Below are 22,538 nucleotides of genomic sequence, written 5' to 3' on the forward strand. Positions count from 1 at the left end.
CGTCCTGACTACCGCACCATTGCAACAGACCCGTGTCAGGTCCAATGCCGCCCGCTTTCCCCAAGCAGCACTTGCCGCGCCATCATCGGGGTCATGTAATCCTCGCGCACACTGTCGCAAAAGGCCACAACCCAAGCGTCATCCATGGTGAGAAACTCGAGCACCGAAGCAAGAAAATCCGGATCCCCCGCCTGATCCTTGAGATCATCGACCGACGCCCCCGTCGCGCCAAGGAAAACCGGCATCAACTCGTCATTGTTGACCAGCCAGCCCAAGGCCTGAAGCGCCAACGTCTCTGCCGCATCCTTTGAAAGGTTCATTTCTTACCACTTTCGAAATCTTTTCTTAACCAATGCGAATACAAAGTGAATCAACCTCTTTGCAAGTTGCCAGGGTGCCCCATGCCCGGAAAAATTCTCATCGTCGAGTCGCTGCCCACGACGCGCATCGTTCTCAAGGTCAAGCTGTCGAGCGCGTTCTATACCGTGTCTCAGGCCGCCGCCCTGCCCGAAGCGCTCCTGCGCCTCGAAGAAGATCGCCCGGACCTGATCCTCCTCGGGGCCGATTGGAGCGAAGACGGCAAGGGCCTCGCACTCTGCCGCGCCCTGCGCAAGGCCCAGTCCGGCGCGCCGGTGCCGATCCTGATGATGAGCACCCACGCCACCCCCGAGATGCGCAAGGCTGCCTTGCGGGCTGGCGCCGACGATCTTGTCGCCAAACCCGCTGACGAGGCCGAACTGATGGCCCGCATCCGCGCCCTGATCCGCACCCGCGATAGCGTCGAGGGCCTGCACCTGCGCGAAGAAGCCACCGCCGCGCTTGGCTTTGCCGAGGCCGAAACCATCCCCTTTCGTCCCGATGCCCGCATCGTTCTCGCCGCCGCGGATCCGGCGACGGGCGTGCGCTGGAACGCACTTCTGAAGCCGGTCCTGCCCTATTCCGTCGCCACCGAGCCGATCGCCAATCTTCTGCGCGCTCTGTCGCAACAGACGCCGCCCGATGCCCTCGTCATCGCGCCCTCGCCCGACGCACCCGAGGACGGGCTGCGCCTTCTGGCCGAGTTGCGCGCCCGCGCCGCGACCCGCCGCGCGGCAGTGCTCGTCGTGCTGCCGCCCGCCTGTCGCGATCTCTTTACCGATGCGCTCGACCTTGGCGCGGGCGACGTGATGGCCGATGGCTTCGACGCCGAAGAGGTTGCCCTGCGCCTCGAACGACTTGTCGAGCGCAAGCGCCTTGCGGATCGGCTTCAGAAACGCGTGCAGGACGGGCTCGAAGCGGCGGTGACCGATCCCCTCACGGGGCTGTTCAACCGCCGCTATGCCTTGCCGCACCTCGCCCGCGTGGCCGAAATTTCCCAACGCGATCAACGTGATTTCGCGGTCATGGTTGCCGATCTCGATCATTTCAAAACGGTGAATGACCGCTATGGCCACGCCGCTGGTGATACGGTTCTGTCCGAGGTCGCCCACCGTCTGCGCGACTGTCTGCGCCCCGGCGATCTTCTCGCCCGGATCGGCGGCGAGGAGTTCCTCGTCGTGATGCCTGCCACCGACCGCGCCACCGCGCGCGCCATGGCGACGCGGCTCTGTGACACGCTGCGGCGGGATCCGATCCACATCCAGTCGCGCGACCTGCGTATCCCCGTCACGGTCAGCATCGGCCTTGCCATGTCCTGCGATTTCCGCTGCGCCGTAAGCGGCGAGGACCGCGGCGACGCTATGGTGCGCACCCTGCTCGACCGCGCCGATCAGGCGCTCTACGGTGCAAAGGCAACCGGGCGGGATCAAGTCACCCTGAGCCCGCCCGCCGCTTGATTTGCCATGTCCTGCGGGATCCTCAATCCCGCTTCGGCTTGTCCTTGCGCGTCTCGGCCAGCACCGCACGCAGCCGCGCGGCATAGGCCGCCCGATCCGTCGCACTCATGCCTTCGACCCGGTCAAGCCAGACATCCCGCGCCACCTCGTAGCGGGTCCGCTTGGCGGTTTCCATCGCATTGAGAAGCCCCGCCAGCGCCGCGCGATCAACCTCGGGCGCCGCGATCAAATCGGCAAGCGCTTGCGATTGGCTACGGGTTGAGCCGTGCTCGAACCGTCCCTCCTGATAGGCGGCCCGAATGCCCCGGCCGATGGCCCGGCGATCCGCATGATCAAGCGCGCGCACATGCGCTGGCATCCGCATGTCCCGGTGCCCTTTCGGTCCGCCTGAAAGCACCGCCCCAACCGCAAGGCCAAGGATCAACAGGTTAAAGGCCAGCGACAGGATCAACACGATCCGCACACCGCGCCGCATCCGGGGCTTTGCACCGCCCGTCTCGGGGGCTTGATTTGCCGTCTTATCCTCGCTCATTGCGCGTCCTCCTCGAGAAAGGCATAGCTCGTGTCGAGATAGGCCAGGTAATCCGTGTTGCCACCGCTCACCAATCCGGCAAGCCCATTTGGAAGCACTGTCGGTGTCGCGCTGAACCCGATCCAGAGACCGGCCACCGTCGCCGTGGCCAACCCACCAATCGAGGGCCAACCGCCAAGCGCCGCCACGATCCCCGCCAGCATCCCGCGCCGGGGCGCAGGCTCTGCCACGATCGCCGCCGGTTGCGGCTGCATCGCCTCCGCATCCGCCAGCACCCGCGCCATGAAATCTGCCGAGGGCGCCTGCGCCGTATCTTGCGCCGCCGCCGCAAGCAGGGCGTCGAGATCGCGCTCCGTCATGCTCTTATCAGCCATGTTCATACCCCAGTTCTTCCTTGCGTCCCGCCAATCCGGCGGCCAACGCGCGCTTGCCCCGTGCCGTGAGGCTTTCCACCGCCTCGACGGTGATCTCCATGATCTCCGCAATCTCGGGATTTCCCAACCCCTCGATATGGCGCAGGATCACGGCCTGTCTCTGCCGTTCCGGCAAATCGTTGAGCGCCGCCTGCAATGCGTCGAGTCGCGCCTTGTCCTGCAACGCCTCTGCTGGCCCGACCGCATCGTCTTCCGGCTCGGGAATTTCGTCGATCCCGACCGAACGCCGCTTCCGTAGCCGGTCGGTGCAGAGATTGGCCGTGACGCGGTAAAGCCATGTCGTGACCTTCGCCTCGCCCTGCCGCCACTCCGGCGCGATCTTCCAGAGCCGCATCAACGCCTCTTGTGCCACGTCCTCGGCCTCGGCCCGGTCGCCAAGCATCCGGAACGCCTGCGCAAAGACCCGCGGCGTCAACCGCAGGGTCAGAAGCCGCGCCGCACGCGCATCGCCATTGGCATAGAGCACCAATAGCGCGTCGTCTCCGACTTCGGTCTCTGCATCAAGCGGCATCGTCATCATCCCATCGGCCTAGCCTGAAACCCCCTGCCCGGCAATCCCGGCGCGACAGCCCCTGCCGCGCCGGAAGCCATATCTTATTGGTTGGCTTTGCCGCTGCCGTCGCAATTGCCACGGTCTTTCTTGTGCCATCCCTTGTGACCGCCCTTGCCGTCCTGCATGCGCTCCTGCATGCGGGCCTGGGCTGCGTCGAACTCGTCCTGGCTGATGGCGCCGTCATCGTCAGCATCGGCTCGATCAAACATCCGGTCCATCATCTTGCCGCGCGGTCCTTTGTCCTTCATGGCCTGCATCTCGTCCATCGAGAGCTTGCCGTCCTTGTCGGCATCCATCCGCTCGAGCATCTTCGCCGAGCGCGCCTCGATGCGCGCCTTGGCCATCTCGAGGCCGCGGGCGTTCATTTCTTCAAGGCTGAGGAACCCGTCGCCATCCGCATCGGCCTTGCCGAACTGTGTCGCACCGATGGCCGCGATCTCTTCCTTGGTGATCTTGCCGTCGGCATTGGCGTCGATTTCTTCGAAATTCATCATCGGACGCGGGCCATGCATACCATGCCCCATCTTGCCTTCGGCATAGGCTGCAGCCCCGCCCATCATCAGCGCCGCTGCCAGAACACCACTCATAAGCTTTGCACGTTTCATAGGAGTATCTCCAATTGTGTTACATCTGCCGGAAACCGGCCTCTTCGTCCTGCTTCCTGACCATGAAACGCGCCGCCCCCGCCTTTCCGTCGCATTTTTTTCATCCCTGGCCCCGCCCCGCTTTGCAGCCGTCAGAAAAAGGGTGCACTAAGCCACATCTTTTGCGACATCGGGACGCAAGGTGCTTTTGCCCCCTTTCAATGCGCGCCCACGAGGCGCATTTTCTCCGGATCAAGCGAGGACACGTCATGTCGAACACGATTGCATCTCAGCCGGAGCGCCCCCTCGGCCCGGCTCTCTACAAGGGCTGGCAACGCAAATGCCCCAACTGCGGCAACGGTCCGCTTCTCAAAGGCTATCTCAAGGTCCGCGAAAGCTGCTCTGTCTGTCGCGAAGACCTGACCCCCCAGCGCGCCGATGACGGCCCGGCCTATCTCACGATCCTGATCGTGGGCCACCTGATGGCGCCGCTCCTGCATATCGTCTTTGTTCAGTTCCGCCCCGAGCCGCTTATCATGTTTACCATTTTTGCGGTTGGCTGCGTCGCACTCTCGCTCTACCTTCTCCCCAGACTAAAAGGGGTGGTGGTCGCGTTCCAATGGGCGCGGCGCATGCACGGGTTCGACAAGAGCTAGGCCAAAGACCGGCCCCTTTGGACCGACCGAGGGGGAGAGGCATGACAATAGACAAGACCGCAATCCGCAACGCAGCCACGGTGATCGTGCTGCGCGACCGCATGAGCGACCCGCATATCCTCATGGGACAACGCGGCGCCTCGGCGGCCTTCATGCCCAACAAGTTCGTATTTCCCGGCGGCGCTGTCGATGCCGCCGATGCTACGATTCCCCTTGCCGCACCGATGCCGACGCTTTGCCGCGAACGCCTGACCGAGGATAGCGACCCGGCGCTCGCCCATCCGCTTGCCGTTGCCGCCGTGCGCGAGCTCTGGGAAGAAACCGGCCAGATTCTCGGCCAACCCGGCACATGGGACGGCACGCCCCCCGATGATTGGGCCACCTTCGCCGCAACCGGCCACCTGCCCGCCGCCCACGGGCTGCAATTCGTCTTTCGTGCGATCACCCCGCCGGGCCGTCCGCGCCGCTTCGATGCGCGGTTCTTCTTGCTCGACGCAGAAGAGCTTGCCAGCGACCCGGATGATTTCTCTTCTGCCTGTGACGAGCTCTCACACCTGCAATGGATCCCGCTTCAGAAAGCGCGCGATTTCGACCTGCCTTTCATCACCGAGGTGGTGCTCGCCGAGGTCGAAGCCCGCGCCCATAGCACCGAGCCGCCGCAAACCGTGCCCTTCTTCAAGAACAGTGACGAAGAAAGCCTTTTCTTGCAGTTGAAGGGCAAGATGCCCGACTGGCGCGCCGACTGAGAGGTTGGGGGCGCTGCCCCCAAACCCCCGAGGTATTTTCGCCAAAAAGAAACCATGGCGGGCGTTCAAAGCAAAAGTACTAGCCCAAGAATACTTGCGCTCAAGAGCGTCATGCCGATCCATTCCCGGCGCGTGATGCGCTCGCGGAAAAACAACACCGATCCGAGCACTGCAAAGATCAATTCCACCTGCCCCACAGCTTTGACGTAGGCCGCATTCTGCAAGGTGAAGGCCGTGAACCAGCAGAAAGACCCCGCCATCGAGGTGAGGCCGATCCACCCTGCCCGCGTCCATGCGCCAAAAACCCGGCCGATCTCGCCCGCCTCGCGCCAGACGAGCCAGACCGCCATGGCAAGTGTCTGCATCGTCGTCACCGCCGCCAAGGTCACAAGCGCACGCAGGAACGGGTCTTCCGCCGCAACCAGAAGGCTCGCGCCGCGATAGGACACCGCAGAGACCCCGAAAAGGGCCCCCGCCGCAAGACCAAGCGCTGCCGAGGGCGTGATCAGGCGGCTGAGGATGTTGCCTTCGACCTGTGGTCCCGACAGGACAAGCACGCCCGCGACACCGATCAGGATCGCCGCAAGCCCCGGCAGGCTCACCTTGTCGCCAAGCACCACCATGCCGACAAGCGCCGTCATCACCACCTCGACCTTGATAAAGGTCACGCCGACCGCGAAATTGCGCCGCTTGAAAAGAAGGACGGTCAGGACCGTCGCCGTAATCTGCGCCGCGCCACCAATCGCGCCATAGGCCCAGAACCCCGCCGTCGGGAGCGCGACACGCGCCTCCCCCAACCCGAGCCAAACGGCCAGCAGAGCGCACAGGATTGGCGCGGAATAGACAAACCGCGCGAAGGTCGCCCCCGCCGCCGAGAGCTGCACGAGGCTGAGCTGCTTCTGCAGCATGAAGCGCACCGTTTGGAACAATGCGGCGGCGATGGAAATGACAATCCAGAGATCCATGCGCTCTTAGAGCACAGGTTCACTCTTTCGGCCAGAGCGGATGCGGCACCGGGTCTTTCGCGCGCAGGAAGAACTTGGCGAAAATCTCGCGGTAAGAGCGGAAATAATAGGCCTCGTTGCGCGCAAGATACCGTTCGCGATGCGCCTCGAAGAGCTTGGGCAGGTGATACCACGGCACTTTCGGGTGCATGTGATGCACGACATGCAGGCTATTGTAGAGGAAGATCCACGCCAGCGGCCCGTGATCCTCGATGATAACGGTGCGCCCCCGCGCGCGCTCATGCGCCTGATGCTCAAGGAAGGTGCGGATCTTAAGGACCGAGAAGGCCGCATAGGCCGAGATCACATAGGCCCAGAGCGGCATCGCCGAGACCGCCAGCACGAACCAAAGCGCCAGCGCCAGCGCCGGGACATGCCAAACCCAGGCATGCAGGACCGCCTTATCCCCGCCCCGGATCGCACGCCAATCCGCGGCCATGAACGCCGCCTGTCCAAGCGCCGGACCAATAAGAAGCCGTCCGATCAGCAGGTTGTTGAACCGCAGAAGCGCCTTGTGCCACCCCGGCAATTTCGCCCAGATGTCCGGGTCGAGATAGTTGCTCTCGGGGTCGTCATAAGGGTCGGTCAGGATCGTGTCGTCATGATGCGCAAGATGCGTGTCACGGAACCGGTAATAGGGCACAAAGAGGCCCAGCGCCGGAAACACCATCAGATCGTTGAGCCATTGGGCGCGGAACGGATGGCCATGCAGGACTTCGTGGCTGAGCGAGGATTGCAGGGCAATGCCAAGGATCGTGATCGCCATGCCAAGCGGCAGGAACCACGCCGCCGCCCAAATCGTGCCGAGCGCGAAGAGTGCATAGCACAGCAAGAGCATCGCCACGGTCGGCCATTCCACCAAAGGGCGCGCGTGGCGCAGGGCGCGGGTATCAGACATGCCGCCGCCCCCAGCCGATCCCGGCCCAGACGCGCTCATAAAGGACGTAGCAGGCAAAACCGACCGCTGTGTTCACGATTGCCAATGTCCCGCCAAGCGCTGCCGAACCTGTTGCCACCACCCCCACAAGGGTCATCGAGGCCAATCCAATCAGGTTCCAGATCACCGCTTTCACCAATGAGCGCTGCCGCGTCTCCATATCGCCTCCGTCTTCGTTCGGTTGTCTTGGGTCACGAAACCGTTACCGAACCGGGGGCGCGTGGGGAATTCGGAATGTAATTCACAAAATTCCGCAAATATGATATTTATCAACAAATGAGTATTTATATCGACAAACGCCTCCGCGCCGACCAGTTCCGGCAGCGACTCGCCGCCGCCATGCAAGAGCGTGGCGCGACGCAGAGCGGCCTTGCCCGCGATATCGGCGTGGATCGTTCAACCATTTCGCAGCTTCTGAAGGACAAGGGCGCGCGCCTGCCCAATGCGCAGGTGGTGGGGGAATGCGCCGCCGCGCTTGGGGTCTCGGCGGATTGGCTCCTGTCGCTGACCGACCGCCCGGAACAGGCCGCCGATATCCTCGCCAACTCCCTGACCCTGACCGAGGCCCCCCGCGCCCTCGTCGATGAACAGATCTTCGATTGGCACCGCGAGGCCGAGGGCTACAAGATCCGCCACGTCCCCGCCGGCCTCCCAGATATGCTCAAGACGCGCGACATGCTCGAATGGGAATACTCGCCCCACCTCGGGCGCACGGCGGAACAGGCCATCGGCGCCTCGCAGGACCGGCTCAACTGGATGCGCGCAAGCCCCTCGGATTATGAGATAGCCGTGCCGCTACACGAGCTCGACGCCTTTGCCGCAGGCACAGGCTATTACGCAGGTCTCCCCAAGGCGCTCCGCAAGAGCCAGCTTGACCACCTCTCCTCCCTCACGGCCCAGCTTTACCCGCGCCTGCGTCTCTATCTCTTCGACGCGCGCCGCCTGTTTTCCTCGCCGGTGACGGTGTTCGGCCCGCTCCTCGCCGTGCTTTACCTCGGACGCAACTACCTCGCCTTCCGCGACAAGGAACGCGTCGAGAGTTTCACCGCCCATTTCGACAATCTGGTGCGCCAAAGCACGGTGACGGCCCGCGAACTCCCCGAGCACACGCAGGCGCTGCGCGACAAGCTCTCCTGATCCGCGCTAGACCTTCGGGTCCGGGTTGACCGTGTGGCCATCCACGGCGACGACCTGCCCCGAGACGCCCCGCGCGCCGTCTGAGGCAAGGAACACCGCCATATCCGCGACCTCCCGCGCCTCGACAAAACGGCCAAGCGAGGTGCCCGAGGCATAGCCCGCATAGACCGCGTCCCGCGTCATGCCCTTGGCCGCCGCCTCGCGCTCCAAAACGCCCTCCATGCGCGGCCCCTCGACCGCCCCGGGACAGACCACGTTACAGCGGACGCCAAACGGCCCAAGCTCCATCGCCAGCGTCTTGGCAAGGCCAATGACCGCCCATTTCGAGGCCGCATAGGGCGCGCGGTTCGGGTATCCATGCTGCCCCGCCGTCGATGAGGTGACGACAATTGCGCCCTGTGATGCCTTTAGGAGCGGCACCGCGTGTTTCGCCGTGAGGAACACCCCATCAAGCGTGACCGCCGTGCAGGCCCGCCAATCCTCAAGCCGCACCTCCTCGACCGGCGCGGTCGGCCCGGCGATCCCCGCATTGGCGCAAAGCACATCAAGACCGCCCGCCGCCGCTAGATCGGCAAAGACCGCGCGCATCGCGTCCTCATCGCTGACATCCGCCCGGACCCTGCGCCACGCGTCTGGCACCTCGGCAAGCGCGCCCTCGTCCACATCCGTGACCCAGACCTCATAGCCCGCCGCCGCGAACGCCTCGCCCATCGCCCGCCCGATGCCCGAGGCCCCGGCCGTGATGAGAACGCGTCCCCCGCTCATCGTGGCGCGCCGACGTAGCGCCCGACGCCCTCCGGTGCGGGCAGGTCCGCCTGCGCCTCGGCAATCATCGCAAGGTTCGCGGCAATCTCCGGGCTGAACGGCGCGGGCCGCCGCGTCTCAAGGCTCACATGGATGAGAATATGCTCCGCCGTCGCAAGCAGGCGCTCTCCGGCATACATCTCATGCCAAAGGTGCATCTTCTTGCCCTCCGCCATGAGAACCCGCGTGCGCACCTCGATCCGCTCGCCAAGTTTCGCCTCGTCGATATGGCGAATATGGGTCTCGGCGGTAAAGAACGACCCGCCCGAGGCGATATAGTCCTGATCGCAGCCCACGATCTCCATGAGCCGATCCGACGCATCCGCAAAGGCATGAAGATAGCGGCTCTCGGTCATATGCCCGTTATAGTCGAGCCAATCGACCGGCACCGCCCGCGCCTGCGTCACAATGGGCTGGGAGGCATCCGCAATATCCGCCGCGCGCCGCACCATGCCCGCCGCATCCGAGAGACGCCGATCCTGCTTGTTCAGAACCGCGCCCGAGGCCCAATCCTGCGCCTTGAGCGCCCGCATCATCGACACGAGGTTATCGTCGCGAATACGCTCCATCTCGCGGATTGTCATATGCCCTGACTGCGCGTCCGACTGATCCGCGATCAGGTCGACCAACTCCTCGGTGAACTCCGGCACATCCATCAGCTTGGTCCACGGCCATTCGAGCGCCGGACCGAACTGCGCCATGAAATGCCGCATCCCCGCCTCGCCGCCCGCTACGCGATAGGTATCGAAAAGCCCCATCTGCGCCCAGCGGATGCCAAACCCCATGCGAATGGCCTCGTCGATCTCTTCCGTCGTCGCCACCCCGTCCTTCACCAACCAAAGCGCCTCGCGCCAGACCGCCTCAAGGAAACGATCCGCAATATGGGCGTCGATTTCCTTGCGCACATGAAGCGGGAACATCCCCACGCTTTCGAGGATCTCCTTGGCCCGTGCCACGATCTCCGCCCCATTGGCCGCGCTCGGCACCACCTCCACAAGCGGCATGAGGTAGACCGGGTTGAACGGATGGGTGACGACGATCTGTTCCGGCCTTGCCGCGCCTTCTTGTAGTTCGCTCGGTTTGAACCCGCTGGTGGACGAGCCGATGATCGCCCCCGCGTCACAACCCGCCTGAAGCCCCGCATAGACCTTGTGCTTGAGGTCGAGCCGCTCCGGCACGCTCTCCTGAATCCATTCCGCGCCCGCGACGGCCTCGGCCATATCACTATGAAAGCTAAGCGCGCCTTCTTCGGGCATCGACGTATCCGAAAGCCCCGGCATCGCCCGACGCGCATTGGCAAGCACCTCACCGATCTTGCGTTCTGCCTCCGGGTCCGGATCGAACACCTTTACGTCCCATCCATTGAGAAGGAACCGCGCGGCCCACCCGCCGCCAATGACGCCCCCGCCGATGATTGCCGCCTTGCGTGCCATGTCTGGCCTCCCAGTGCTGTCTTCTTTGCATGAACGCTTTGCACCGCGCTCTGGGCGCAAAGCCTAAAGATGTCTGAATACCGTGTCAGGCCTCGCCTCGTTTGCGCGCACAGACGCAATACCGACGTGATACCGACGCGATACCGACCCCCGTTTTCGGGGGCCGCGCCTTACTTCGCGACCGGCGCGCGCTTCGTTAACCCAAGCGTCTCGCGCACCTCCTGCGGCCCGATCACCCGCGCGCCCATGTTCTCGACGATGCTCTGCGCGCGTTCCACAAGCTGCCAGTTCTCCGCGAGAACCCCTTTCTCAAGCCAGAGGTTATCCTCAAGCCCCACCCGCACGTTGCCGCCCGCAAGAACCGACGCCGCCACATAGGCCATCTGGTTGCGCCCAAGGCTAAACGCCGAAAAGGTCCATTCATCCGGCACATTGTTGACCATCGCCATAAAGGTATTGAGATCATCCGGCGCGCCCCACGGCACCCCCATGCACAACTGCACAAGCGCATCCGGCGCGAGAATGCCATCCTTCACAAGCTGCTTCGCATACCAGAGATGGCCGGTATCAAACGCCTCGATCTCGGGCTTAACCCCTAGATCTGTCATCATTTTTCCCATCGCCTGCAACATGCCCGGCGTGTTGGTCATGACGTAATCGGCCTCTGCGAAATTCATCGTCCCGCAATCGAGCGTGCAAATCTCCGGCAGGCAGTCCGCCACATGCGCGACCCGCTCCGCCGCGCCGACCATGTCGGTGCCCTCGACTGGCGGAAGCGGGCTTTCAGTGCCGCCAAAAACAATGTCGCCGCCCATCCCGGCGGTGAGGTTGAGGACCATATCCGTCTCGCTCTCGCGGATGCGCTCCGTGACCTCGCGATATAGGCCAAGGTCACGGCTCGGCGCGCCCGTCTCCGGGTCGCGCACATGGCAATGCACGACCGCAGCCCCCGCCTTCGCCGCCGCGATCGCACTGTTCGCGATTTCTTCAGGCGAGCGCGGAACATGGGGGCTGCGATCCTGCGTCCCCCCCGACCCGGTCACAGCACAGGTGATAAACACCTCACGATTCATCTCCAAAGGCATAGCATCTCCCCTTCTTCTTTTCCCGATCCTCCCCCGCCTTGCCTACTCATATTTTCCCCAATACGAATGATATTTGATGAAATCCGAATCAAATCCACGCCTGCCCCTCGATGTCGCTGTGCTCGTCCTCGACGAAAGCAACACGCTGAGCTTCGCCGCCGCCGTCGATCCCCTGCGCGCCGCCAACCGCCGCGCGGGGCGTACCCTGTTCCGATGGCGCTTCTTTACCCCGCTCGGCACCGCCGTCACGCTCACAAGCGGCCTGCCCATCTCTGGCCCACCGCTGTCAGACCTCGACCGCACCGACCTCCTCATCGTGGTGGCAAGCTTCGATCCCGACCGCCAATCTCCGCCGCGCCTCCTCGCCTCCCTGCGCCGCCTTGCCGCCAATGGCGCGCCGCTCGCCGCGCTGGATGGCGGCCCCTGGCTCTTGGCCAAGGCCGGGCTGCTCGACGGCCACGCCGCCACGATCCACTGGGAAGACATCGACACTTTCGCCGCCCGCTTCCCCGAGATCGAGACACGCCGCAACCGCTATGTGCTCTCGCCCGGGCGCGCCACATCCGGCGGCGCAGTGCCGGGGATCGACATGATGCTTGCGCTGATCTCCGAACGCTTCGGCCCGGCGCTGGCAACCCGCACCGCCGCAGCTTTGCTGCACGATCCCGCACCCGCAGGCCGTCAAAGCCCCGCTCCCGCCCGCCAAAGCGCCCGACGCGACCGCCAAGTCGCCCGCGCCCTCGACCTGATGGAACGCCATATCGAAGACCCGCTGCCCATCTCCGAAGTCGCCGCGCGCCTGCGGATCAGCCCCCGTAGCCTCGAAATACGCTTCCGCCGTGCCCTCGACCAAAGCCCGCGCGATCACTACCTGCAACTGCGCCTCGGCGAAGCCTTCCGCCTCGCAACCGATACCGAAGACCAGGTCAGCGCCATTGCCGCCGCCACGGGGTTCGCCTCGCAATCCAGCTTTGCCCGCGCCTTCCGCAACGCCCACGGCCAATCCGTGCGCGCCCTGCGCCGCACACGTCCCTGATCTTCCTCTTGCCGAAAATATCCCCGCCGGAGGCACCCCGAGGAGACGGACCGAAGGGTCGGCGACGAGATATCCAGCGCGCGGCCTTGGCCGCGCCCCTTCCATTAACCTCCGATATCGCCCTGCGCGACAGAGACCGATTTCACGATCGCATGTATCTCATCCCCTTCGGCCAGCGCCATCGCCTCTGCCGAGCGCCGCGTGACCCGCGCCAGCACATGCTCCTCGTCACAGGCAATCCGCACCATGACCCCCGGCCCCGTGCCCGACCGGATCGACGCGATCCGCCCCTTGAGGATGTTGAGCGCCGAAAGCCCCTCGGGCGCCGCACGTGACAGGATCACATCCTGCGCCCGGATACGCACCCGCAGGATATCTCCCACTGCGCCGCCCACACCGGGCAGGAAAAGCCGCCCGCCGCAGGTCTGCAATTCGCTAAGCCCGTCCTCGTGATGCGCCACGAGCCGACCGCGAAGGACGGCCCCTGCATGGCGCACACCAAAGGCCGGAGCAGCCTCTGGGTCCGACAAGATTTCTGCCGTCGGGCCGCTCTTGATCACTCGCCCCTCCTGCAACACGACCACAGTCGTCGCCAACCGCGCGACCTCCGACACCGCATGACTCACAAAAAGGATCGGCAGGCCCGCATCATCGCGCAGCCGTTCGAGATAGGGCAGGATGTCCGCCTTGCGCGCCTCATCCAGCGCCGCCAGCGGCTCGTCAAGCAGTAGCAAATCCGGTGCCGCCAGAAGCGCCCGGCCAATCGCCACACGCTGCCGCTCGCCGCCCGAAAGCCCCGCCGGGCGCCGCTCGAGCAGGGTACCAAGGCCAAGCATCTCCACCACCCGCGCCTCTTCGCGCGGGTCTCTGGCCCGCCCCCGCACCCGCGCCGCATAGCGCAGGTTGCCCGAGACGCTCATATGCGGGAAAAGGCGAGCGTCCTGAAAGACATAGCCCAACCGGCGACGATGCACCGGAAGGTCGATTCCCTGTGCGCTATCAAACAGACACCGCCCCGCAACCATGATGCGCCCCGCCTCAGGCCGGAGAAGCCCCGCAACCGCCTGCACCACACAGGTCTTGCCTGCCCCGGATTTGCCGAATAGCGCCGTGACACCGGCCGGTGCGGTAAAATCCACGTCGAGCGCAAAACCCTCGAACCGGTGGCGCAGGGACACCTCGACCGTCATTGTCCTGCCACCCGCTTGCTGACCCGGCGCGCGAGGATTTCAGACACCACGAGCGCCCCCATCGCCACGGCGATTGATACGATGACAAGTCGCATCGCCTGTGCCTCCGCGCCCGGCACCTGCAAGACGCCATAGATCGCCGAGGGAAGGGTTTGTGTGCGCCCCGGAATGGCCGAAACAAAGGTGATCGTCGCTCCGAATTCGCCCATCGCCTTGGCAAAGGCGAGGACTGCCCCCGTCAGAATCCCCGGCAGGATGAGCGGCAAGGTAACGGTCAGGAACACCCGCCAGCGCGGCGCGCCAAGCGTCGCGGCCGCCTCTTCAAGGCCGGGGTCAACGGCCTCATAGGCCAGCCGGATTGCCCGCACCATTAGTGGAAACGCCATCACCGCCGCCGCCAGCGCGGCCCCGGTCCAGCGGAAGGCAAAGACAAGGCCAAACGTCTCTTCAAGAAACGCCCCCACAGGCGCGCGCCGCCCAAGCATCAGCAGCAGCAGATAGCCGGTGACGACTGGCGGCAGGATCAACGGCAGATGCACGATCCCGTTGAGCACCTGCTTGCCCGCAAAAGACTTGCGCGCCAAGAGCCACGCCACGGCGATCCCGAAAGGCAGGCTCAACAGTGTCGCCCAGACCGAAACCTTGAGCGACAATTGAACTGCGGCCCAGCCCTCTGCCCCGAGCCAGCCGCTCATGGCAACACCCTGAAACCGTTGGCCTCGAACACCGCCCGCGCTTCTGGCCCCGCGAGGAACGCAAGGAACGCGCCCGCGTCCTCTGCCTCGCTGATCGCCGCCGCGGGATAGGTGATCGGCGCATGGCTGCCCTCGGGAAACTCGGCCACGACATGCACCCGAGGCTCGGCCACGGCGTCACTCGCATAGACAACACCCAAAGGCGCTTCGCCAAGGGCCACAAGCGCAAGTGCCGCGCGCACATTGGCCGCTTCAGCGACATCCGCCGCCACCGTCTCCCAGAGGTCCAGCGCCCCGAGTGCCTGTTTTCCGTAGATCCCTGCGGGCACCGCATCAACGAGCGCCATAGCGAGCGGCCCATCGCTCAGCCGTGCCATGATTGCCTCAGCCGCAAGCGCCACCGGCCCCGGCGCGGCACCGACCATGACGAGCCGATTGCCAAGAAGAGCGCGACGGGACTCGGGTTGCACCAGCCCGGCCGTCTCTACGGCGTCCATCCAACCCACATTGGCCGAGATGTAAATATCCGCGGGCGCGCCCGCGAGGATCTGGCGCGCAAGCGCCGACGATCCGCCATAGGAGATCAGGACAGCCGTGCCGCTTTCGGCCTGCCAAAGCGGCGCGATCTCGTCGAGCGCGGTCTTGAGGCTCGCCGCGGCAAACACCGTCAGCTCGCCCGCGCGCGCCGCCCCCGGCAGGGCCATCAGCGCCGCAAGGGCCCCGGCCCAAAACGTCCTGGTCAACCTGTTGATCATGGCGCGACTATCGGTCAACGCCGCGCGGCTCGCAACATGAACTTGCGCGTCTTATCGCGCTGCGGCCAAGAGCCCCGCCACATCGAGATGCGCTTCCATATGATCGGCAAGCCCATCAAGCACCGTCTCGACCACCGCGCCATAGCGCGCCTCGCTCGCCTCGGCCCCGAGCGCATTGAGCCATGCCGCGCGGAAATCATCATCGCGGAACATCCCGTGCAGGTAGCTGCCGACGATGCGCCCGTCGGGACTTGCCGCGCCCTCGTCTACTCCATCAATCCGCGCGAAAGGCCGCGCCCGGTCCGGCCCTTCGCTTCGGCCAATATGAATCTCATAGCCACGAAACGCCTGCCCCGATCCGACATGGATCGCGCCCGTCTCGCAAAGCCGCTTCTCGGGCGTCATCACCGTCTCGATATCGAGAAGACCAAGCCCCTCGGTCTCGCCTGCTGGCCCTTCGATCCCGTCGGGATCGCGCACCACGCGCCCCAACATCTGATAGCCGCCGCAAATCCCGAGCACGCGTCCGCCCCGGCGCACATGCGCCAAAAGGTCGATATCCCATCCCTGCATACGCAAGAATTCAAGGTCGCCTCGCGTCGATTTCGTGCCCGGAATGATGACAAGATCGGCATCCCCCGGAATCGCACGCCCGGGGCCAAGCATCGTCAGGCGCACGCCCTCTTCCTGTTCAAGCGGATCAAGATCGTCGAAATTCGCAATCCGCGAAAGCGCGAGGCACACGATATGAAACCCGGCATCGCGCTTTTCGGCCCCGATCTCAACCGCGTCTTCCGCCGGAAGCCGCCAGGCATCCCGGAAGTATGGCAATATCCCGTATCCGCGCCAGCCCGTCGCCTCTTCGATCATGCCATAGCCATCCTCGAAAAGCCGCACATCGCCACGGAACTTGTTGACGAGAAACCCCGCGATCATGGCGTTGTCCTCGTCCGACAGAACCGCCTGACTGCCAACGATCTGCGCAATGACGCCGCCGCGATCAATGTCGCCCGCTAAGATCACCGGCACATCGGCGCGACAGGCGAACCCCATATTGGCAATGTCGCGCGGCCGCAGGTTGACCTCGGCCGGACTACCGGCGCCCTCAACAAGCACTAGATCGTTCTCGGATTTGAGCCGCGCGAAACTCTCCATGACCTTCTCGATCAACATCTCGCGCAGCCGCCCGTAGTCCTTGGCCTCTGCCGTGGCGAGGCGCTGTCCCTGCACCACGACCTGCGCGCCGGTGTCCGTCTCGGGCTTCAACAGAACCGGGTTCATATGCACGCTGAGCGGCTTGCCGCAGGCCAGCGCCTGAAGCGCCTGCGCACGCCCGATTTCGCCGCCATCTTCCGTGACGGCGGCGTTGTTCGACATGTTCTGAGGCTTGAAGGGCGCGACATTGATCCCCCGACGCTTGGCAGCACGGCAGAGCCCCGCGACAAGCATCGACTTCCCGACATTCGAGCCGGTGCCCTGGATCATCAACGCCCGCGCCGCCATCAGAATTCGATCCCAAGCTGCGCCTTGATCCCGTCACGGAACGGATGCTTCACATCCTTCATTTCCGTCACAAGATCCGCCGCCGCGATGAGTTCCGGCTTGGCGTTGCGCCCGGTAAGAACGACATGGGTCATCTCCGGCTTTTCCGCGAGGAGGAAATCCACCACGTCATTCACATCGAGATAGTCATAGCGCAGCGCGATATTGATCTCATCGAGAAGCACAAAGCGGATGTTCGGATCGCGGATCATCTCCTTGGCCTGCTCCCAACCGGCCTCGGCCATGGCGATATCGCGTGCCCGGTCCTGCGTCTCCCAGGTAAAGCCCTCGCCGGAGACAATGAATTTGCACTCGTCGGCAAAACGTTGGCGTAGAAAATCGCGCTCGCCCGCCTGCATATTGCCCTTGATGAACTGCACCACACCACAGGGCATCTCGTGCGCAATACAGCGCATGATCATCCCAAACCCCGAGCTCGACTTGCCCTTGCCATCGCCGGTGTGGACCATGATGAGACCCTTTTCGCCGGTCTTATGCTTCATGAGCCGATCCCGCTGGGCCTTGATCTGCTTCATGCGTTCATTGTGCAGGCGGTTCTTTTCCGCCTCGTCGATCTGGTCGGTCATGTCGCGCGTGTCCTTCTGTTTCGTCCTATCCTGCGCCAAGTCATAGGCAAGCCCGCGTCCGAAGGCGACAGCTAAGACGCGCCTTGCGTCCAAAAAGAAAACGGCCCGGTCCAACGTGGGACCGGGCCGCTTTGTCTCTGTCGCTTTTCGTCCCTCTAGGGGATCAGGAAGAGCGTGATCGCCGGGAACAACACAAGAAGGATGACCCGAAGGATATCCGAGGTCACGAACCACATGACCGCCTTGTAGGTGTCGGTCATCCGCGTCTGCGGGTCCATGGCGTTGATGATGAAAAGGTTCATCCCCACAGGTGGCGTAATGAGGCCCACCTCCACCACGATCAACACGAGGATACCGAACCAGATCGCGACATGTTCCGCCGGCATACCAAAATCGAGCACGCTGATGACCGGGAAGAAGATCGGGATCGTCAAAAGGATCATCGACAGCGAATCCATGAGACAGCCAAAGATCAGGTAGAAGACGAGGATCATCACAAGGACGGTCCACGGGCTGAAGCCCTGCCCCACGACCCAGTTGGAAAGCTCCTGCGGCACCTGGCTGAGCGCGAGGAAACCGTTGTAGAAGCCCGCGCCAAGCACGATGAAAAAGATCATCGCGGTCGAGGTCGCGGTGGCGATGATGCTCTCGCGGAAGATTTTCCAGGTGAGGTTACCCGTGACAAGCGCGATAAGCCCGGTCCCCGCCGCGCCCACGGCGGCGCCTTCGGTCGGGGTAAACCAGCCGAGATAGATACCGCCCACCACAAGACCAAAGACCAGCAGCACAGGCCAGACATCAATCATGGCGCGGATACGTTCATTCATCGGCACCGCCTCGCGCGTGCCTGCCGAATCCGGGTTGAGACGGACATAGATCGAGATGGTGATGATATAGCCAATCGCCGCGAGGATCCCCGGCACGAAGGCCGCGAGGAAAAGCTTGGCGATGTTCTGCTCGGTCAGGATCGCATAGATCACAAGGATCACCGACGGCGGAATAAGGATGCCGAGCGTGCCGCCCGCCGCAAGCGTCGCGGTCGAGAAGCCCCCGGAATAGCCATAGCGGCGCAGTTCCGGAAGGGCGACGCGGCTCATTGTGGCCGCGGTGGCAAGAGAGGAGCCACAGATCGCGCCAAAGCCCGCGCAGGCCCCGACCGCCGCCATCGCGACACCGCCCTTGCGGTGCCCGAGCCAGCTTTCGGCCGCCTTGAAAAGCGCCTTGGACATGCCCGAAAGCGTCGCGAACTGCCCCATCAGCAGGAACATCGGGATCACCGTCAAAGAATAGCTCGAGAACGTGGTGTAGGTCTCGCTCTTGAGCTTGGCCATAAACATGGACGTGCCGCCCATCGCGAAATAAAGACCGCCCAAGCCGCAGAGCATCATGGCAAGCCCGATCGGCGCGCGCAGGAAGATCATCACAAGAAGGACAGGGAAGGACCAGAAGCCCAGTTCAAGCATGCTCAATGGACTGCCTCCTCGGAGTAGGGCATGAATCGACGGCCTGTGACCACTTCGGCCACCCGCGCCAATGCGCAATAGATACCGACAAGCGATGCCACGCAGGCCGCGAAAAAGCTCAGCGCGTAGGACCACCAGATCGGGAATTGCAGTAGGAATGTCGTATCGCCATAGGCGTATTTGCTCTCAAGCCCGGCAAAAAGGCGGACCGTGATGAGCACGATCACCACCGTCAGGATGATTTCCCAGAAGGTGATCAGGAGTTTGTTGGCCTTGCGTGGCAGGGCGTTGGTAAAGATGTCCACCGTGGCATGGCTGCCGTAAAGCTGACAGATCGGCAGGAAGGCGAAGATCGCAAAGGCCACCCCGGCTTCGAGGATTTCGAAATCGCCGTTGATCGGCCCGACGCCCGACGCGATGAGCGCATCGGCCATTCCTTTGGACATTGCCATAAGGAAATCCGAGTGTCCGAAGGTATTAAGCCCTCGGCCCAGCACGCTGACACAGGTCAGGACAACAAGCGCCGAAAGCACGAGTCCTCCGATCACAGCCATGAAGCGCGCGACGCGTTCCACGATTTTGAGCATGGTATCTCTCCAATAAAAAGCGCCCCCGGATGGCACCCATCCGGGGGCGCGCTCGGGTCTCTTAGTTGCCCGAGTGCTTTTCGATCAGTTCGGCTGCACGCTTGCGCAGGCCGGTGCCGTCGAGACCTTTTTCATCCATCTCGGCGGTCCAGGCTGCGGTGGTGGCTTCCGCCGCCGCTTTCCATTCGGCCGCCTGCTCTTCGCTGAGCGTGATGATGTTGTTGCCCGCGGCTTTCGCAGCTTCATAGGACGGCATGTCGTCGGCCTGCATCTGCTTGCCTGCGAAGCCCGAGAACTCGAGGCCGGAGTTGGCGTCGATCACAGCCTTGAGATCGTCGGGAAGCGCGTTGTAGCGGTCCTTGTTCATCGCGAAGATGAAGGTCGTGGTGTAAAGCGCCTCGTTCGGGAACATGGTGTGGTTCTCCACGAGTTCCGACACTTTCAGAGCACCAACAACTTCCCACGGGATGATGGTCGCGTCGACAACACCCTTCGAAAGCGCTTCCGGGATTGCCGGAACCGGCATGCCGACCGGGGTCGCGCCGAGGTTCTTCACCAGCATGTTGGTGACGCGGGTCGGGGCGCGAAGCTTGACACCGTTCAGGTCGTCAACCGAGGTGATCGGGTCTTTCGAGTGGATGACACCGGGGCCGTGGACCCAGACACCGATGACTTTGAAGTCTTTGAAGTCCTGGTCGAGCATCGATTCCTCGGCAAGATCCCAATAGGCTTTCGACATCGCTTCGGCGTCGGTCATGGTGAACGGAAGTTCGAACACCTCTGCGCGCGGGAAACGGCCCGGCGTGTAGCCCGACACAGTCCAGACGATGTCGGCCACGCCGTCGATCACCTGATCGATAAGCTCAGGCGGCTTGCCGCCAAGCTGCATCGAGGGGAAGTGCTGGATCGCGATGCGACCTTCGGATTCCTCTTCGACCTTCGCCGCCCAAGGCAGAAGCACGTTTTTCGGCACGTTGGCCTGCGCCGGCAGGAACTGGTGCATGCGAAGCGTGACGTCCGCGGCCTGTGCCGAAGTGCCCGAAAGGCCGAACGACAGGGCCGCAACGGCCGCCGCGCTGGCGAATTTGAGAATATTTCTGCGGTTCTTGATCATGATGTCCTCCCTGGATGATCAACGATGATGCCCGAAAGCACCGGCTTGCAATGTGTGCGCCGAAGCGCTGTCTTCTTCGTGACCGGCCCGTTCCTCCTCGAAGCGGGCAAAGTCTTGTCTATGTTCTGCGCCCTACTGGCGCTCTGCATGCGTCCTTATGCAGCGTCCCGGCACGCCGGGTATGATATGGGTGCGTCCGCCTTGCAGGGCCCCAACAACCCCGACCGACCAGTCGGTTAAACATTATCCTCCGACCGCAAACAAGGCAACTTCTTTTGCGGGTCGAACCGTCGCAGCCACTTCAAAAAACTTAACATGACAACTATCTACGCCGATTGAATGGATATGAGCTGTTTTTGTAACCATCAACCCCCGCTGTGTCGCGCGTTTCTTTCTCTTCGTGCTGCCATGCGCCAGAGGCACCCCTGCCCCGAACTTTGGCTCATGACGCAGCATGAAATACTTTTAGCGAAAGCAAACTGAAGATTTCGCGGTTTTGGTTTCCAAAAAAGGCAAGTAAAGGCCAAGAGGCGGCCTTACTCTGCCGCGCCAATCGCAACCCGGACCGGAGCAAGCCCCTCGATCTCGCCCACGAGATGATCGCCAACGGCCACCGGGCCGACCCCGGCGGGCGTCCCCGTCATGATGAGATCGCCCGGTTGCAGGTGATAATAGAGCGAGAGATTCGCGATGATCGCACTGATCCCATGAATCATGTCACTGAGGCGCGCCTCCTGTCGGGTTTCGCCATTGACCTCTAGACGGATCGCTTGCCCGCCGATCGGCCCCACCACCTCGGCGCGGGTCAACGGGCCAAGCACAGCCATGCCCTCGCCATCCTTGCCAAGGTCCCAAGGGCGGCGCTTGTCCTTGGCCGCCTGCTGCAGGTCGCGACGCGTCATATCAAGACCGCAGCCATAGCCAAACACGGCCCCTGCTGCCTCGGCCTCATCAACCTTGAAGACCGACGCCCCAAGGGCAACGACACATTCCATCTCGTGGTGCACGTCCTGCGACCCCGGCGGATAAGGCAACACGCCGCCGCTCTCGAGCACGGCATGCGGGCTCTTGGTGAAATAGAACGGCGCTTCACGATCGACCTCGTTGCCCATCTCCGCCGCATGCGCTGCGTAGTTGCGCCCGACACAGAAAATCCGCCCCACAGGGTAGCGGGCCACCTCGCCCTCGACGGCGAGGGACGGCTGTTTCGGCGGCTCGAAAAGATACTCGGTCATGACGGCTCCCCCTGGCATCAGGCGCGTTCTTGCAGCGGTTCAGATCTTGATAGCCGCCTAATCGCGCGTCCGAAACCTTAACCACGACCCAAACCCCTTGTTTTGCGCCTTTTGGGGCCGTGAACCGCGCCGCACACTGATGCAATACCGACGTGATACCGACGTAATACCGAAGCGCCGAAGGTCAGGGCGTGAGAATCACCTTCCCGACCACCTCACGGTTAACCAATGCCGAAAGCGCCTGCCCAGCATCGGCCAAAGGGTAGGCCTTGCTGACTTGCGGCGCCAGCTTGCCCTCCTCGAACCATTTGAAAAGCTGGGCAAAATTTGCCGCATCTTCCTTTGGTTCAATTTTTCGGAACGCCCCCCAAAATACCCCGACAATCGCACAACCCTTGAGAAGCGTCAGGTTGACCGCGACTTTCGGAATGTCTCCCGAAGCAAAGCCGACAACCAAGGCGCGACCACCCCAAGCCATTGACCTCAAACAACTTTCAAACAGCGTGCGCACCTTCAGGAAGGCGAAGTTCTGCTCGTGCTTGGAGCCGGGGGCGGGGTCGGTTTGGCGGCTGTCGAGATCGGCAAGGCGATGGGCGCAACGGTCATCGCGGCGGC

Annotated in this window: 26 protein-coding genes and 1 pseudogene; 6 read left to right on the forward strand and 21 right to left on the reverse strand. The window is 63.4% G+C overall.

Annotated features, from left to right (window positions below):
* Window positions 1-35: 35 nt before the first annotated feature.
* Window positions 36-320, reverse strand: coding sequence for a DUF3572 domain-containing protein (locus MK745_RS10490; RefSeq protein WP_243613242.1), 285 nt, complete (start codon window positions 318-320; stop codon window positions 36-38).
* An 81-nt stretch (window positions 321-401) separates the two neighbouring features.
* On the opposite strand from MK745_RS10490, the gene MK745_RS10495 reads away from it, so the two are divergent.
* Window positions 402-1,814 (forward strand): diguanylate cyclase, encoded by a 1,413-nt coding sequence (locus MK745_RS10495; RefSeq protein ID WP_243613243.1) that lies wholly within the window; start codon window positions 402-404, stop codon window positions 1,812-1,814.
* 22 nt (window positions 1,815-1,836) lie between these two features.
* Here MK745_RS10495 and MK745_RS10500 read toward each other — a convergent pair whose 3' ends face one another.
* The 4 genes from MK745_RS10500 to MK745_RS10515 form a co-directional block, all read right to left on the reverse strand.
* Complete coding sequence (locus MK745_RS10500; protein WP_243613244.1) at window positions 1,837-2,346, reverse strand: periplasmic heavy metal sensor; 510 nt, start codon at window positions 2,344-2,346, stop codon at window positions 1,837-1,839.
* Window positions 2,343-2,720 carry a dihydroorotate dehydrogenase gene (locus MK745_RS10505; protein WP_243613245.1) on the reverse strand — a complete coding sequence of 126 codons (378 nt, stop codon included), beginning with the start codon at window positions 2,718-2,720 and terminating at the stop codon, window positions 2,343-2,345. The genes MK745_RS10500 and MK745_RS10505 overlap by 4 nt, the downstream gene beginning before the upstream one ends.
* Entirely contained in the window at window positions 2,713-3,297 is a 585-nt protein-coding gene (locus MK745_RS10510; RefSeq protein WP_243613246.1) for an RNA polymerase sigma factor, read from the reverse strand. Before MK745_RS10510 ends, MK745_RS10505 begins: the two co-directional genes overlap by 8 nt.
* A 77-nt stretch (window positions 3,298-3,374) precedes the next feature.
* Window positions 3,375-3,938: an EF-hand domain-containing protein gene (locus tag MK745_RS10515; RefSeq protein ID WP_243613247.1), complete on the reverse strand. Its 564-nt coding sequence runs from the start codon at window positions 3,936-3,938 to the stop codon at window positions 3,375-3,377.
* 248 nt (window positions 3,939-4,186) lie between these two features.
* Between MK745_RS10515 and MK745_RS10520 the strand changes: the two genes are divergently transcribed.
* Window positions 4,187-4,573: a DUF983 domain-containing protein gene (locus tag MK745_RS10520; RefSeq protein ID WP_243613248.1), complete on the forward strand. Its 387-nt coding sequence runs from the start codon at window positions 4,187-4,189 to the stop codon at window positions 4,571-4,573.
* Between the two features lie 41 nt (window positions 4,574-4,614).
* Entirely contained in the window at window positions 4,615-5,319 is a 705-nt protein-coding gene (locus MK745_RS10525) for an NUDIX hydrolase (protein ID WP_243613249.1), read from the forward strand.
* A 65-nt stretch (window positions 5,320-5,384) separates the two neighbouring features.
* Here the strand turns inward: MK745_RS10525 and MK745_RS10530 are convergent, their stop codons facing one another.
* The 3 genes from MK745_RS10530 to MK745_RS10540 are packed head-to-tail and all read right to left on the reverse strand — an operon-like array spanning window position 5,385 to window position 7,420.
* Window positions 5,385-6,284, reverse strand: a complete 900-nt coding sequence (locus tag MK745_RS10530; protein ID WP_243613250.1) for a DMT family transporter — start codon at window positions 6,282-6,284, stop codon at window positions 5,385-5,387.
* A gap of 19 nt (window positions 6,285-6,303) precedes the next feature.
* Window positions 6,304-7,221, reverse strand: coding sequence for a fatty acid desaturase (locus MK745_RS10535; RefSeq protein WP_243613251.1), 918 nt, complete (start codon window positions 7,219-7,221; stop codon window positions 6,304-6,306).
* On the reverse strand, window positions 7,214-7,420 hold the full coding sequence (locus tag MK745_RS10540) for a DUF2061 domain-containing protein (protein WP_243613252.1): 207 nt from the start codon (window positions 7,418-7,420) through the stop codon (window positions 7,214-7,216). The genes MK745_RS10535 and MK745_RS10540 overlap by 8 nt, the downstream gene beginning before the upstream one ends.
* 116 nt (window positions 7,421-7,536) lie before the next feature.
* Between MK745_RS10540 and MK745_RS10545 the strand changes: the two genes are divergently transcribed.
* Window positions 7,537-8,397: a helix-turn-helix domain-containing protein gene (locus MK745_RS10545; protein ID WP_243613253.1), complete on the forward strand. Its 861-nt coding sequence runs from the start codon at window positions 7,537-7,539 to the stop codon at window positions 8,395-8,397.
* Window positions 8,398-8,403: 6 nt separating this feature from the next.
* On the opposite strand, the gene MK745_RS10550 is transcribed toward MK745_RS10545, so the two are convergent.
* The 3 genes from MK745_RS10550 to MK745_RS10560 all read right to left on the reverse strand — a co-directional run bounded on the left by MK745_RS10550 (window position 8,404) and on the right by MK745_RS10560 (window position 11,719).
* Window positions 8,404-9,162 (reverse strand): SDR family oxidoreductase, encoded by a 759-nt coding sequence (locus MK745_RS10550; protein WP_243613254.1) that lies wholly within the window; start codon window positions 9,160-9,162, stop codon window positions 8,404-8,406.
* Entirely contained in the window at window positions 9,159-10,634 is a 1,476-nt protein-coding gene (locus MK745_RS10555; protein ID WP_243613255.1) for a carnitine 3-dehydrogenase, read from the reverse strand. Before MK745_RS10555 ends, MK745_RS10550 begins: the two co-directional genes overlap by 4 nt.
* Window positions 10,635-10,804: 170 nt before the next feature.
* On the reverse strand, window positions 10,805-11,719 hold the full coding sequence (locus tag MK745_RS10560) for a 3-keto-5-aminohexanoate cleavage protein (protein ID WP_243613256.1): 915 nt from the start codon (window positions 11,717-11,719) through the stop codon (window positions 10,805-10,807).
* 76 nt (window positions 11,720-11,795) lie between these two features.
* Between MK745_RS10560 and MK745_RS10565 the strand changes: the two genes are divergently transcribed.
* Entirely contained in the window at window positions 11,796-12,755 is a 960-nt protein-coding gene (locus MK745_RS10565; RefSeq protein WP_243613257.1) for a GlxA family transcriptional regulator, read from the forward strand.
* Window positions 12,756-12,859: 104 nt separating this feature from the next.
* Here MK745_RS10565 and modC read toward each other — a convergent pair whose 3' ends face one another.
* From modC to MK745_RS10615, 10 genes are all read right to left on the reverse strand, one after another.
* A complete protein-coding gene (modC, locus tag MK745_RS10570) occupies window positions 12,860-13,945 on the reverse strand; it encodes a molybdenum ABC transporter ATP-binding protein (protein WP_243613258.1) in 1,086 nt (361 codons plus the stop codon).
* Window positions 13,942-14,640 (reverse strand): molybdate ABC transporter permease subunit, encoded by a 699-nt coding sequence (gene modB, locus MK745_RS10575; RefSeq protein WP_243613259.1) that lies wholly within the window; start codon window positions 14,638-14,640, stop codon window positions 13,942-13,944. The genes modC and modB overlap by 4 nt, the downstream gene beginning before the upstream one ends.
* Window positions 14,637-15,395, reverse strand: coding sequence for a molybdate ABC transporter substrate-binding protein (gene modA, locus MK745_RS10580; protein ID WP_431978967.1), 759 nt, complete (start codon window positions 15,393-15,395; stop codon window positions 14,637-14,639). The genes modB and modA overlap by 4 nt, the downstream gene beginning before the upstream one ends.
* A gap of 51 nt (window positions 15,396-15,446) precedes the next feature.
* A complete protein-coding gene (locus tag MK745_RS10585) occupies window positions 15,447-16,898 on the reverse strand; it encodes a cobyric acid synthase (RefSeq protein ID WP_243613260.1) in 1,452 nt (483 codons plus the stop codon).
* Complete coding sequence (cobO, locus tag MK745_RS10590) at window positions 16,898-17,524, reverse strand: cob(I)yrinic acid a,c-diamide adenosyltransferase (protein ID WP_243613261.1); 627 nt, start codon at window positions 17,522-17,524, stop codon at window positions 16,898-16,900. The genes MK745_RS10585 and cobO overlap by 1 nt, the downstream gene beginning before the upstream one ends.
* A 155-nt stretch (window positions 17,525-17,679) precedes the next feature.
* Complete coding sequence (locus MK745_RS10595) at window positions 17,680-18,993, reverse strand: TRAP transporter large permease (protein ID WP_243613262.1); 1,314 nt, start codon at window positions 18,991-18,993, stop codon at window positions 17,680-17,682.
* Window positions 18,990-19,574, reverse strand: coding sequence for a TRAP transporter small permease (locus MK745_RS10600; protein ID WP_243613263.1), 585 nt, complete (start codon window positions 19,572-19,574; stop codon window positions 18,990-18,992). The genes MK745_RS10595 and MK745_RS10600 overlap by 4 nt, the downstream gene beginning before the upstream one ends.
* Window positions 19,575-19,635: 61 nt before the next feature.
* Complete coding sequence (locus MK745_RS10605) at window positions 19,636-20,688, reverse strand: TRAP transporter substrate-binding protein (RefSeq protein WP_279391779.1); 1,053 nt, start codon at window positions 20,686-20,688, stop codon at window positions 19,636-19,638.
* A gap of 536 nt (window positions 20,689-21,224) precedes the next feature.
* Window positions 21,225-21,923 carry a fumarylacetoacetate hydrolase family protein gene (locus MK745_RS10610; protein ID WP_243613264.1) on the reverse strand — a complete coding sequence of 233 codons (699 nt, stop codon included), beginning with the start codon at window positions 21,921-21,923 and terminating at the stop codon, window positions 21,225-21,227.
* Window positions 21,924-22,107: 184 nt separating this feature from the next.
* Window positions 22,108-22,401, reverse strand: a complete 294-nt coding sequence (locus MK745_RS10615) for a zinc-binding dehydrogenase (protein WP_243613274.1) — start codon at window positions 22,399-22,401, stop codon at window positions 22,108-22,110.
* Window positions 22,402-22,425: 24 nt separating this feature from the next.
* Here MK745_RS10615 and MK745_RS10620 point away from each other — a divergent pair.
* Window positions 22,426-22,538, forward strand: a pseudogene (locus MK745_RS10620) (NADPH:quinone oxidoreductase family protein); the annotation flags it as partial.

The organism is Shimia aestuarii, assembly GCF_022814865.1.
Classification (GTDB): domain Bacteria; phylum Pseudomonadota; class Alphaproteobacteria; order Rhodobacterales; family Rhodobacteraceae; genus Shimia; species Shimia aestuarii_A.